The organism is Prevotella sp. E13-17, from assembly GCF_022024035.1.
GTDB lineage: Bacteria > Bacteroidota > Bacteroidia > Bacteroidales > Bacteroidaceae > Prevotella.
Map to the genome: position 1 here is coordinate 3395856 of NZ_CP091787.1, position 12913 is coordinate 3408768.

Below are 12913 nucleotides of genomic sequence, written 5' to 3' on the forward strand. Positions count from 1 at the left end.
CTTTTGTTCTTAATGACACTTTATGTATAACTGCAATAAAAACGACAGCAATATAATACGATAAATATACAAGAACTAGCCCAAATACAGAGTCAACATTGAAAAGACCAATCCATGTATTATCACACAAAGAATCTGCAATCATCAATAGTGATGGAATAATCGTATACGTCAAACATAACCATAGATTATCTATTATACTCGACAATATCTTCATCTTATAAATAATTAGAACCATGCATATACTTAAAGGTCCCCATATGAACACCTGACAAAAGGCAAAAAGATATAGGCCAAACACTAATCCATCAGAGTCAAAATTATTGAGACTCGTACCTAAAACAAAAACTGCTGCAAGCAGACAATCAACTACATATGATATTAGAAGATTTCTACATTGACGTCTTTTTACACATTTCTTCATAATAATCTTTTATTGCTTTTTTCTGTTCATCTGATGTCCATGGTTTTGCCTTTGAATCAAAACCAGTTTTTACACCTGGGATTTTTTCTCGTATTTCTTCTATAATCTCTTCTGAAACACCAGATTTTAAAAGAATCGTTGAGCTACTCGAATTACAATTTCCTTGAATATCATTTGTTGGCAATATATCATACCTAATTCCATTCTCATTACCATAGGAATTAATGGTATTAACCACAGAATTATCGAATTCTTCACTTGTCATACCTTCTGGAATAGGAACTTCGATCTTTGCCTTGCAATTAACCTTGTCTTTACCTTTATAAATATCTATATCTTGTTGATAGTGACATTCCGATAAACGATTAAAACTTAAAAAAGGATTGCTTTTCTCTGGTCCATAAGCAGCATACCTAACTATTTTCCCAGAAGAATTTTCAACTGTAATGAACGTGTGTGTCGGGAGTCCTCCAAGTTTCATAAGTTTATTACTTGTAGGTAATGTCGTAGCATAGAGGTAAACTTTCTTCCCATCTGGATCGATGTATATAACCGGATTATTCGCACAATACGCATACGGACTGATGTGATAGTACTTCTCGCAGAGGGGATCCATCGTTGTGAAACGACCGAGAAGAGGGTCGTACCAACGGGCGCCATAGTCATACCAGTTCAGCCCGTGCATCATATCAAACTCCTTGCCTATAAACAGGCGGTGGTGAGTGCCTGTCTTGCCTTTGCGTATCACACCACCATAAGGATAGTAATCTGTCACGAATGGTGAGGAAGTATCCGACCTCACAGCCATGCGCACATTTCCTTGATAGTCCTTCAGGTCGAAATAGTAGGACGAAGCACTCGTGCTGCCCGACAAAGACACCTCACCACAGTCCAACGTCAGATACCACTGACTGCTGTCCGAAGAAAGGTACTTCCGAATATGGACATAGTTCTCAGACGATGTCTGTGCTGTCAACACTGACACCATCAACAGATGCAACAACAGAAGGAAAAGTCGTTTATTCATGCGATTCTAGTCTATAATGGTAAGGCGTAAAAAAGTCGAAAATAGTCATTGGGCAGGGTTTCGCATCTTGTTTCTGGTTAAGATTAATAATAATTTGTCTGACTGCAAAGATACATCATTTTCCTAAACCATGATACTTTTCTCTATATTTTTTTACAGAAAAGAGCCAATGTGCCAAGAGACTCCAGACACGACACTACAACCACAATAGCCGCACGTCGATATTATTCACAGGTTCAAATAGAAAACATAGTAACTGTGATTTACCTTTACCATTTTAGTCTTTCAAACTTTTCTCTATTTTCATCATTGGGCATATATTTCCGAGTATTAGCATCAACGCAGACAGAATTAATTATTCCTTTACTTAAATCACTCAACTCACAGACAAACTGAGGATGATCAAGAAAGTCGGTAATAATCAGTTTTCCGTCTTCAATGACCAAATGCCGGACGTTCTTATTAAAGAAGACATCGTCAGGATAAGTTTGATAAATATAGCCTTCGTTAATAAAATGATTCTTTCCATCAAACAAAGACATCCTTAACCTATAGTCGTACGACGTGAGTACATGTTCTAATACGACTTTTACGCCATATCCTTTCAAAGTCTTTTTTTTGAATAACCGCTCATTTTTATAATTATTATTTCTTAATTCTTGATGAAGATTAAGGAAGGATTCAATAGGTATATCATGGCTAATAGAGGCTAGTTTGTAACCTCTTTCTAATAAAGAAAGATAATATTCAAAACGTTCCACTTCTGTTGACATATTTAAATACTTTTCGATTTCCTCATTACTGACATGAATATTTACTGATAACGATGAAACGGACTTCTCCTTCACAAGACTCTCATCTTTTGTAATATTACAAAAAAGCATATTATATGGGCCATCTGTTGGAAGATGCAACTTTCTAATACGTAAAGAAAGATAATTCGAAACAAACCACGTGTTATAGTTGAATTTATTATCAAATTCATCACCAAATCCTGAACCAAATCCAGAATTTCCTGCCCATAATATTATATATCTGTAATTCATTATTGCTATGGTCTTTTATGTTTCTCTGGATCTAATTGATCCCTATACTTATTAGCACGTTCTTTTTCGTAATCCAGAATACGGGTTCGTGACCCTTCACCAGCAGGCTCATGATGGGTTATTTCTGATTTATAAGTGCCATCACCTGATTCCTTATTCCATTTCTTAACTTGAGTTTCAGCTCGAACTGACTTCCCATTTTTTATCTGTCCACCACTAATTCCTGTTTTAATTACCTTATTAGTTTTTGTATTTATAATGTCATATGCATGCTGGGCCTTTGTACTTGCTTTTGAATTTCCATGTACTGCAAAGGTACTATTTATTCTGATAAATCGTATCATTTTGGGGCATAATGTGCATGAAGACCCCACTCCGACCCTCCTCCGAAAGGGAAATTCCACCCCGACCCTCCCAAGGGAGGGAGACATTCTGCTCTTTCATATTTGGCTTCTGAAGCCTTACTCCACAGTATATATTTACATGGCCGTAGGCGGTTTTCTTGTTTTTTTCGATGATGTTGTTGTAGCCGACAGGCTGTTTGATGGTTGTGCTACAGAAAAGGGAAGCTTGCTTGCCTTTGATGGAGTACAAACAACGAACAGATGAGCTTGCAGCTCATCGACAACAATATCAGCGGGTTTCTTACGGTTTTTGTTCTCCCAACAAGGAATTCTTTAAAAAGCCACAGAGCCTTAGAAAAAGTGGCGGTTTGACGCATGAAAAGTGGCGGTTTGACGACGCAATACTTTTGGTTTGGCATTGCAATAGTTAAGGTTTTACTCCGCATCTAGCCCCTGGAAAGGTCAATTCTATGGGCTGGACGCGGTCTGTATAGCCCCTGGACGCGGTCTGTTCAGGGGCTGAAAACAGGCGTTCCAGGGGCTGGAACAGAAACAAGTGTTTTGGTTTTAGACTTTAGAACCGACCGTTCTATACCTTAGAACTGCCACTCTTGGCCTCCAAAAGGGAGACTATCGGCTGGCCATTCGGCCGAAGTAACAGTCAGTATCTCAGCAGCTGTCGGTCGAACTCCTTGGCGCCACCAGTTTCGCCAAAGAGGCGCTTCAGCAACTTGACACGCATGTTGGTGATGGACTGTGGCGACGCCATGAGCAGACACGCCATCTCGGAAGGCTGGAAATGATGGTATATCAGCAGGCAAAGCGCCTGTTCGCGCACGCCAAGCGGCTTCAGCAGCGAGAGCAGGTCGGGGTTCAACGAGAAGCAGACTTGCTGCAGGGTGCTGATGTCCTCGTCGGCAGCCGGCTGTCCCAGCATGGCCGACTTATGCAGGCGCGCCGTGACCTCCTTCAGCTGGCGCGAGTTGTCGCGCAGTTGGCGCTTCTTCTGCCGCTGCATCTGCACCAGTTCGCGGTGCGTCAGCAGGTAGTACCACGCCATGAGTGCCAATGCCAGGACCACGACGACGAGGGCCGAAAGCAACCAGATGACGGTGCGATACTGATGGCGCTCGCGTTGCTGCTCGTCGTATTGCTTCTGCATGTCGAGGATGGCAGCAGCCTCGTTGTGTTCATAGCGGTCGCGGTAGAGCCGGTTCAGCCGCTGACTGAGGTGCGAGGCCATGCGATGGGCGGCAGGATCCTGCTCTGCCAGCGTGTTGTAGTAGTCTATCAGTTTGGCATAGGCATCCATGCTGATGGCATAGTCGGGCGATTGGAGAACCTGCGACCAGTAGTCGCTGGCCTGCACAGAGTGGCCCTCACGCGCGGCAACATCGCCCAGCAACTTGATGGTCTTGTCGAGATAGGTGATCTGACTTGAGGCATAGAGGCACTCTTTAGCCCGCGTGAGGTTGTTCTGGTGCAGATAGTAGCTGCCCATGTTGGTAAGCATGGTGGCGCGGATGGGTCCATCGACGCTGTCGAGCAGTGGCCGGCAGCGCTCTATGTAGGCCTGCAGCGAGTCGGGCTGGTTCATGGCATCGTAGGTGGTGGCGATGTTGTTCAGCTGTCGGGCCATCCACGACTTGTTGCCCGACTGCCGGGCAGCCTGCAGCGAGCGGTGGTAGTAGTCGAGGGTCAGGGGGTGGTTGTTGGCATTGTCGTTGATGTCGCCCAAGACGGCAAAGAGCTCGTAGTTGAGCGACGGGTCTTCCAGTCGGTCAGCCAGCTCCTCGACCTGCTTCAGCAGTCGGAAGGCCTCGCCATAGCGCTGCTGACCATAGAGCACGATGGCATGCTGCAGACAGGCTCGGGCGCTGCGCTTCTGGTCGCCCTGCTGCTCGTAGTAGTGCTGACTGAGGGCGATGACCGAGTCGGACGAGAACGTCAGTCCGATGCGATGGATGGCCTCGGTGAACACCAAGGCATAGAGTGCCTTGTCGGGCTCAGTGCCGAAGCTGTCGATGTCGAGCCCGTTGAGCAGGCGGATGGCCGAGTCGGGCTGTTGCAGGCAGACGGCTTCGGCCTGCAACAACCGCGGGTTGCGGCTCTGCTCCGGAGAGCAGGCCGCAACGGCTATTGTAATGATAAAAAAGAATAAACTAACTACCCTCATTTCAACTTAAACATGATAGGTATGGTGAACTTGACGCGCACGGGTTCGCCTTTCTGGCGACCAGCCTTCCACTTTGGCATGGCTTTGACCACACGAACAGCCTCCTCGTCGAGCGAGGGGAACACCGAGCGGAACACGGTGACGTTGCTCAGACTACCATCTTTCTCGATGATGAACTTCACCAGCACGCGACCCTCTACCTTCTGCTTCTCGGCATCCTTGGGATACTTCATGTTGTCTCTCATAAAGGTCATCATGCCCTCCATGCCGCCAGGGAACTCTGGCATCTGCTCTACCACGGTAAAGGGATCCTCTTGTTGCGCCTTCTGCGAAACGACGGTTTTCTGTGCCAACAGCGTTGTGACACCGCACAGGGTCATCAGCGCTACAATCATTAATTTTTTCATAATAAATTGTTTTTTTAAATGGTTAAACGATGATAAGTTGTCCGGACTTTCGATTGCAAAAGTAGTAAAAGCCCGCGTTGGCTCCAAAAAATCGATTACATCATTTTACACCACCTGCTTTTTTCTGATTTTCCAACCGATGACAGCGATGAGAATGCTCATCAGCGGACTTATCAGATTGAAGAAACAATAGGGCAGATAGGTGAGCGTGGGCACACCGAGGACGGTGGACTGCGTCATGCCGCAGGTGTTCCAGGGTATCAGAACGGAGGTGACGGTGGCCGAGTCTTCGCAAGAGCGACTCAGCAGACACGACTCGTAGCCCTGCTCGCGGTAGGCCTGCTTGAAGATGTCGGCATTGAGCACGATAGAGATGAACTGGTCGCCAGTGGTGATGTTGAGAAAGATGCCCGTTCCAACGGTAGAGCCGACCAGCGCGGCCCTGCTGCGCACCCAGCGCACAATGACGCGCGTGAGACTGGCAATCATGCCGCTGGCCACCATCGCTGCACCAAAACACATGGCACAGAGGATGAGCCAGATGGTGTTGAGCATGCCGGCCATGCCACCGGTAGAGACGAGCTCATTGAGCGAGGCATTGCCCGTATCGACAGCTGTGGCGCCATAGTAGGTGATGGCCAGACCACGCACCAGTCCGCCGCCTATCTCAGTGAGGATGTGGGGCTGGAGCAGGAGTGCCACCACGCCAGCCATCACCGACGACAGGAAGAGCACGATGAGCGACGGCACACGGCGGGCGATGAGCACACCGGTGAACAAGGGCACCAGCAGCGTCCACAGCGAGATGGAGAACGTGCGTTCAAGGCCTTCGGTGTAGGCGCCTACCTCCAACTGGGCACCCTCGCCAAAGCCGAGACCAGCCACCAAGAAGATGACGATGGTGATGAGAAAGGTGGGCACGGTGGTGAGCATCATGTAGCGGATGTGCGTAAAGAGGTCGGTGCCGGTGCTGGAAGAGGCCAGGATGGTGGTGTCGCTGAGGGGCGACATCTTGTCGCCAAAGTAGGCGCCAGAGATGATGGCACCCGCCGTCCACGGCTCGGAGACGCCCAGGGCATGGCCAATGCCAAGCAGTGCCACACCGATGGTGGCAATGGTGGTCCACGAACTGCCCGACAGGAGCGACACCAAGGCACAGATGACACAGGTGGAGACGAGGAAGAACTGGGGCGACATGACCTGCACACCGTAGTAGATGAGCGTGGGAACGATGCCGCTGATCATCCACGAGCCCGACAGCATGCCGACGCACAGCAGGATGAGTAACGTGATAGACACCTCGCCCAGGGTCTGCTTGATCTGCTGCTCGAAGCGATGCCAGGGCACACGATAGATGCCCATGGAGATGCACACACAGACGGCCATGCCCATCAACAGGGCCACCTGACTGCCCCCACTGAGCGAGTCGCTGCCAAACAGGGTGATGACTACCGATAGAAACGCGATGAGAACAGCCACGGGAATGATGGCTACCAAGGGATGGGGTATCTTTATATGTTCTTCCACCTGACGATGATGATTGATGATTTCAGGGCACAAATATACAAATAATTGCTGGTTTTATTTCTCGTTGCAAGGCATTTTTATTACTTTTGCACCGAAATTACAAGTTAATCATCATAAAAGCGAAACAGATGAAAGAGATTTATTTAGCCGGTGGCTGCTTCTGGGGCACCGAGCATTACTTCAAACAGATAGAAGGTGTGACGAATACGGAGGTGGGCTTTGCCAACGGACAGACAGAGAACCCTACCTATAAGGAGGTATATACGGACCAGACGGGCTATGCCGAAACGGTGCATGTGGTCTATGACGAACAGGTGGTGGGACTGGAGTTCCTGCTGAACATGTTCTTCAAGGCTATCGACCCCACGAGCCTCAACAAACAGGGACACGACGAGGGTACTCGCTATCGCACGGGGGTGTACTACACCTCGGAAGACCAGCTGCCCGTCATCGAGAAGGTGTTTGCCGAACAGCAGGTGCTGCTCTCTGAGCCTATCGCCGTGGAGAAGGTGCCTCTGAAGAACTTCTACACTGCCGAGGAGTATCATCAGGACTATCTGGACAAGAACCCCGATGGCTACTGCCATCTGCCAACCGCGCTGTTTGAGTTTGCGAGGAAGGCAAAGCCTCTCCCCCAACCCCTCTCCAAGTAGAGAGGGGAGTAAATAGACAATAACCCCCTCCCGACCTCCCCAAGGGGGAGGAGAGTAAAAAGAAAAGGAGTGCATAGCGACCTATCTCGTTATGCACTCCTTTTCTTTCCTGACTTTGGGAATTGCCAGCTTTTTTCTGATACCTTGGCATTTGTATATTGATTTTCAGTCATTTGCAAATTTTAGTTGGGTGATTTGGGTGACGCATTCCCGAAGTCAGGAAGAAAAGTCGAGCGCAAAACATATGATTAATGACGTTCTCATCAATGCCGTCATGCCGCAAGACGAACGAATAGTAAAGCTCAACCACATTGCCATTCAGCAAATGCAGGTACTTGAAGGAAATTGTGACAGGAAACCGTTGAAGTAATGAGATATTAAAAACTGCTTCCATACCGCAAAGGTACAGAAGCAGTATTCTAAAGAAAAAAAAGACGAATTTAATTTGCTCTATTATATTCGATGGTAGCACCCATATCTAAAGATTGTGTTGTAAGACGCCTCAAATGCGGTTATTATTTTTTGACGGGCTTTAGGTTGTTGAAGATAAGATGTTTAGGCGCCATCTTTGTTTCATAGGTTCCCCACATACTCTCGTCGGTACCTATTTTCCATTGAATGTCGCGTTCGTATCTGCCGTCCAGGTCGTAGAGCTTAGAGGTGTAGCCTCTGAGGGTGGGATGCGACTCCTTGGACTTTCTCAAGATGTTTTTGCCATTGTTTCCCGATGCATATTGATAGGCACTTCGTAGTTTGCCGTCAGAGAAAAAATTGCAAGAGAGATAGAGCTTCTTAGTCTTGTAGTAATAAGAATTGATGGTGTTCACTACGCCATTGGAATACCAGGTAAATCTATTGATAAAGGTGGGTTTGCCCGACGCATAGACAATTTCCCAAGAGCGTTGGCCTTTCTCATCGACCGCGAATTCCAATTCCGTTTGTTTATTATCCCCAAAGACGCAACGATAAGTATTGTTCTTCTTGTCGTGAATAATACGTGGTTTATAGATGCGAGAATCGCGCTCCTCTTCCGGATTGAAATACAATATCTCGGGATAGTCTGGATACTCACACGGATAGGTGTATTCCTGATAGAAGTTGCTATAGGAGAAATCCTGGGCAAGTGTAAGCGCATCGGAGGGGTTATTGCAGGCATAGACCTTTTCGCGCTGACTATTGGTGAGTTCGAGGCCTTCAAGCCAGTTGCCTTCCCGCGTTGACCCATTGGCAAAAAAAGTCGTACCATCGGTGAAGAATGGACCTGCGAGTTTTGTGGTGAGATTTCCCTCAAACCGGTCTCCATTGGGATATTTATACAGTCCTCGCACAGGAGTCGTCTTTACACTGGTCGTCCCCTTGGCTTCATCTGTTGCTATATCGTGTTTAGCTGTTCCTTCAAAATATCGCCCATCCTCATAGGTCAATTGAACGAAAAAACAATGTTCGTAGTATTTGATAGCGTTCCAATAATTCTCTTCCGAGAGCGTGCCGTTGTCTTTGACAAAGAGCACGGTCTTAGAGCCTCCTTCGTTCTCCTGAGTATACACAATATTTCCGTTAGTCTTTCGGACAGAAATTATATTTGGTCCTGATTTCATTCCCGTCTTCTGCCCCTCTAAAGGAAGAAACTGAACTTTATTTTCGTCAAACATCGACGGTCGAGCGATTCCTCTGAACACAACGCCATCGGGTTGATTTACCGTGATCTTTTTAACATCGCCCATTAGCACCTTAACCATGTCTATGGGGGTGTCACTAACCTTTATGCCAGGAACCTCGACAGACATGACACCAGATTTGCCATCGATATAGGCCATCGGTATAGCACCTGACAACTTCAATATTGCAGGACTATCGCCATGGAAGCATTCAGCATACTTGGCATCTATACAGCTAATCCTCAGTTCGCCCGCCTTTTTATTCTTGTAGTTCATAGAAAAGTCGTCCATATTATGCACATAGAATGTACCATAGACCTTATTGGTGCGGTCTGTGAGATAGCTGAATTTTACGCCATTGACCACCAGGCGACCAGCCTGATAGGATACCTTACCCTCCAACAGAGGTTTAGGTACTAACGAAGAAATGTCGTAAAATTTTGCAACAGTACCTTCTTCCAAGACCCCTTTGGTTATAATGCCCTCAAGGGTGTAGTGATAGTCGTGAAATTCGATGAACTTTGGTTTCTTTGAATTGTTCACTGCAACCTGCTCTTGGTCCTTGAGCCATCTCTCCACCTCGAGTTTGAGGTCGGCAAATCTAACTTGAGACAGTACTGGCAGAGAGAGTCCAAACATCAAGATTGTCAGAAATAAATTTTTCATATTTTTGAAAGCGATTTTATTAATATAATTGACAATGTGGCAGTATAAGTTTGACATTACCTCTCAAACAGGTTTTGTATCCCTACCTGAAGGGACGTAGTAGCTTTTATTTTGCAAAGGTACATATTTTTTTCAAAACCAGTACCCCCAGACTTCATTTTGTTCCTGAAGACGGCGGGAGAATACTGTTTTGTAGTTTCTGACGAGTGCTAGGCTAGAAAAAATGAAGGACAGGCACTTGCTTCACGAAGATGTCTGATAGATGATATTTGATGGAAGGATTTTCTCCTGCTATTATTATAAAACTGTAAAGAACTTAGGTGGTTCAGAAATAATGTGTAAAATTGCAGAAGATATGGCAAACAAAGGAATAAAGTCATTGAACATACTGCACAAGAATTCCTCCGATGGATTAACGAACTGAGTACACGTTTCCGCAGAAGTTAGGTAAAGGCTTCTGTAAAGGTGAATCAGGTGATGCTAAGGTTCTATTGGGAACTGGACAGTTTACAATGGAGCTGCCTTATAATCAACAAAAACTGACCAAAGCCCTCTTCCTTACGGACGAGCAGCGTGCCATGAAGCCTTTACTCGACCTGAAGAAGTATTTTGGGTGACGCATTCCCGAAGTCAGGAGTGCATAGCGACTTATCTCGTTATGCACTCCTTTTCTTTTTAGTATGTTCGTAAAAAAAGTTTGTTCGTTTGTTATTATGTCTTTAAAAAAAAGTTTGTTCGTCTGTTATTATGTCTTTAAAAAAAGTTATTATGTCTTTACCCCCGTTATTATGTCTTTCTCCTCTGTTAGTGTGTCTTGACCTCGATGAATGAGTAGCGCTCGTAGCGAGTGCCATCGGTGGCGGTGAGCACGGCACGCAGGTCGTGGCAACCGATGCCCGAGGGGACTACCTGATAGACATAAGGGGCACGACGGCGCGTTGGCAGTTGGATGCCATCGATATAGAGATCGACATGGTCGATGGTCTTGGTGCGCAGATGGGCACGGACAACAACTTTCAGAGTTTCGCCAGCCGACAGACGGAGCGCCGATGGCTTGATGTATAGCGAGGCCTCTTTCCTCATGGCAGGGAAGGGGCTTCGGGCATTTTCTGCCTCAGGGGTCTGCATGTACTGTCGGAGCCAGGTGAGGGCGGGACGCTCCTGACCATCACGTATCAGACCTGAGTTGCCGTTGTGGGTCCAGGTGCGACCGTAGATATAGCCCCAGAGGGTGATGCCGGCACAGTAGTCTTGCTGCCACATGTAGGGAATCTGCTGCTGGTACTGGGCCAACTGCAGGGAGTCGCTCTCGGTGGCAATGTCATACTCGGTGCAGTACATCGGCATGCGGAGGGCATCGTGGATGTCGGTCATGGCCTGACGAAAGGCATCGAAGGGCATGTCGGTGAGCTCGTGCGACTGACAGCCATAGGCATCGACTGGCGCCCCGGCATCGCGCAGGGTGCGCACCAACTGGATGAACTCGTCTTTCTGCCAGCGGAAGGTGTTGTAGTCGTTATAGATAAGGATGGCGTTGGGCCAACGCTCATGGGCCATCTCGAAGGCACGGATGATCCAATCGACGCCCGTCTGGCCCTCGCCACCCAGGGCGGCACGATAAGGGGCGGGCTGATGGCCAGCCACTGCCTCGTTGACCACATCGATCATGGGCAGGTCGGGATAGCGCTCGTGGATGGCGTCCATCCAGGCTTCGATGGCGTGGCGCTGCTCATCGACAGAGAGCGAGTCCATCCACCGAGGATACTGGGCGCCCCAGAGCAGACAGTGGAACTTGAAGGGAATGCCGTGGGCCCGGCAATACTGATAGGCGCGATCGGTGCCCTGCCAGTCGAACAGGCCGAGGGCTGCCCCCTGCACAGAGCCCCACTTGGATTCGTTCTCGGCGGTGAGCTGATTCCACAAGGAGGCATATTCAAGGCCGTCGGGGTTCACGCGTCCGCTGGTGGTAATGTTGCCCAGGAACTTGTCGGGATTGGCGCTGAGCGGGCCAGAAACAGCCTTTTCGTTGGTTTCACTGGCCGTTTGTGCCATGATGGTTTGAGCACAGACGGCGAAAAGAGTTGTAAAGAGTAGCTTTTTAAGTAGTTTCATAGTGGTTTACGATTTGAATAGTGGCTCTATAGATTTAGTACCTTATCGACACTGCCGGCGGAGAGCAACCGACGGCGGGCCTCATCGTAGGACAGGTGCAGGGAGTCTTGAATCATGCGAGTGCCGCGGTCAATGAGTTTTTCGTTGGTGAGCTGCATCTTCACCATGCGGTTGCCCTCGACGCGCCCAAGGCGCACCATGAGCGAGGTGGAGATCATGTTGAGCACCATCTTCTGGGCGGTGCCGCTCTTCATGCGGCTGGAGCCGGTGACGAACTCGGGCCCCACGATGGTCTCGACGGGATAGGCGGAGACGGCAGCCAGCGGACTGCCGGGATTGCTGGTGATGCAGCCCGTGAGCAGACCGCAAGCACGAGCTTGACGGATGGCACCGATGACATAGGGCGTGGTGCCTGAGGCGGCAATGCCGATCACGGTATCATCGGGCGTGGGCTGATAGGACAAGAGGTCGCTCCATCCTTGTTCGGCCACATCCTCGGCACCCTCGACGGCATGACGCAGGGCGTGGTCGCCACCGGCAATAAGACCGATGACCATAGTGTCGGGCACGCCAAACGTAGGGGGCAGTTCGCTGGCATCGAGCACGCCAAGGCGTCCACTGGTGCCTGCACCGACATAGAAGAGTCTGCCACCACGACGCATGCGCTCCTCGATGGCCACCACGAGGGCCTCAACCTGTGGCAATGCTTTTCTGACCGCCTCGGCCACCGTCAGGTCTTCTTCGTTGATATGCGCCAAGAGCTCGCCCACGGACATCTGTTCCAGGTGGTCGAAGTGTGAAGGCTGTTCGGTAATCTTTTCCTGCTGCTTCATGGATATGACATTTTTCGGCTTGTCTGCTGCCTATATTGTT

The 12913-nt window shown here is 48.5% G+C and carries 10 protein-coding genes and 1 pseudogene; 2 read left to right on the forward strand and 9 right to left on the reverse strand.

Annotated elements, in window-relative coordinates; genetic code table 11:
- Positions 1 to 392: 392 nt before the first annotated feature.
- The 6 genes from L6472_RS13365 to L6472_RS13390 form a co-directional block, all read right to left on the reverse strand.
- Positions 393 to 1451 (reverse strand): RHS repeat-associated core domain-containing protein, encoded by a 1059-nt coding sequence (locus L6472_RS13365; RefSeq protein ID WP_237805933.1) that lies wholly within the window; start codon positions 1449 to 1451, stop codon positions 393 to 395.
- A gap of 269 nt (positions 1452 to 1720) precedes the next feature.
- Positions 1721 to 2497, reverse strand: coding sequence for a hypothetical protein (locus L6472_RS13370; RefSeq protein WP_237805935.1), 777 nt, complete (start codon positions 2495 to 2497; stop codon positions 1721 to 1723).
- 5 nt (positions 2498 to 2502) lie between these two features.
- The gene (locus L6472_RS13375; RefSeq protein WP_237805937.1) at positions 2503 to 2841 is read right to left on the reverse strand and encodes a hypothetical protein; all 339 of its coding nucleotides are present in this window, start codon (positions 2839 to 2841) and stop codon (positions 2503 to 2505) included.
- 661 nt (positions 2842 to 3502) lie between these two features.
- Positions 3503 to 5017, reverse strand: coding sequence for a hypothetical protein (locus L6472_RS13380; protein ID WP_237805939.1), 1515 nt, complete (start codon positions 5015 to 5017; stop codon positions 3503 to 3505).
- Entirely contained in the window at positions 5014 to 5424 is a 411-nt protein-coding gene (locus tag L6472_RS13385; protein WP_237805941.1) for an energy transducer TonB, read from the reverse strand. The genes L6472_RS13380 and L6472_RS13385 overlap by 4 nt, the downstream gene beginning before the upstream one ends.
- Positions 5425 to 5529: 105 nt before the next feature.
- Positions 5530 to 6951 carry a Na+/H+ antiporter NhaC family protein gene (locus L6472_RS13390; protein WP_237805943.1) on the reverse strand — a complete coding sequence of 474 codons (1422 nt, stop codon included), beginning with the start codon at positions 6949 to 6951 and terminating at the stop codon, positions 5530 to 5532.
- A gap of 125 nt (positions 6952 to 7076) precedes the next feature.
- Between L6472_RS13390 and msrA the strand changes: the two are divergent.
- Together msrA and L6472_RS13400 are read left to right on the forward strand one after the other, a co-directional pair.
- A pseudogene (msrA, locus tag L6472_RS13395) lies at positions 7077 to 7604 on the forward strand (peptide-methionine (S)-S-oxide reductase MsrA); the annotation flags it as partial.
- Between the two features lie 244 nt (positions 7605 to 7848).
- Positions 7849 to 7974 (forward strand): hypothetical protein, encoded by a 126-nt coding sequence (locus L6472_RS13400; protein ID WP_370640858.1) that lies wholly within the window; start codon positions 7849 to 7851, stop codon positions 7972 to 7974.
- Between the two features lie 145 nt (positions 7975 to 8119).
- Here the strand turns inward: L6472_RS13400 and L6472_RS13405 are convergent, their stop codons facing one another.
- From L6472_RS13405 to murQ, 3 genes are all read right to left on the reverse strand, one after another.
- Positions 8120 to 9928 carry a hypothetical protein gene (locus tag L6472_RS13405; RefSeq protein ID WP_237805947.1) on the reverse strand — a complete coding sequence of 603 codons (1809 nt, stop codon included), beginning with the start codon at positions 9926 to 9928 and terminating at the stop codon, positions 8120 to 8122.
- Positions 9929 to 10732: 804 nt separating this feature from the next.
- Positions 10733 to 12040, reverse strand: coding sequence for an endo-1,4-beta-xylanase (locus L6472_RS13410; RefSeq protein ID WP_237805950.1), 1308 nt, complete (start codon positions 12038 to 12040; stop codon positions 10733 to 10735).
- A 26-nt stretch (positions 12041 to 12066) separates the two neighbouring features.
- Positions 12067 to 12873, reverse strand: coding sequence for an N-acetylmuramic acid 6-phosphate etherase (gene murQ, locus L6472_RS13415; RefSeq protein WP_237805952.1), 807 nt, complete (start codon positions 12871 to 12873; stop codon positions 12067 to 12069).
- Positions 12874 to 12913 lie beyond the last annotated feature (40 nt).

Excerpts from the sequence above, each read along its gene's own strand:
- L6472_RS13365 (WP_237805933.1), bottom strand. The coding sequence starts at position 1,451 with ATGAATAAACGACTTTTCCTTCTGTTGTTGCATCTGTTGATGGTGTCA.
- L6472_RS13370 (WP_237805935.1), bottom strand. The coding sequence starts at position 2,497 with ATGAATTACAGATATATAATATTATGGGCAGGAAATTCTGGATTTGGT.
- L6472_RS13375 (WP_237805937.1), bottom strand. The coding sequence starts at position 2,841 with ATGATACGATTTATCAGAATAAATAGTACCTTTGCAGTACATGGAAAT.
- L6472_RS13380 (WP_237805939.1), bottom strand. The coding sequence starts at position 5,017 with ATGAGGGTAGTTAGTTTATTCTTTTTTATCATTACAATAGCCGTTGCG.
- L6472_RS13385 (WP_237805941.1), bottom strand. The coding sequence starts at position 5,424 with ATGAAAAAATTAATGATTGTAGCGCTGATGACCCTGTGCGGTGTCACA.
- L6472_RS13400 (WP_370640858.1), top strand. The coding sequence starts at position 7,849 with ATGATTAATGACGTTCTCATCAATGCCGTCATGCCGCAAGACGAACGA.
- L6472_RS13405 (WP_237805947.1), bottom strand. The coding sequence starts at position 9,928 with ATGAAAAATTTATTTCTGACAATCTTGATGTTTGGACTCTCTCTGCCA.
- L6472_RS13410 (WP_237805950.1), bottom strand. The coding sequence starts at position 12,040 with ATGAAACTACTTAAAAAGCTACTCTTTACAACTCTTTTCGCCGTCTGT.
- murQ (WP_237805952.1), bottom strand. The coding sequence starts at position 12,873 with ATGAAGCAGCAGGAAAAGATTACCGAACAGCCTTCACACTTCGACCAC.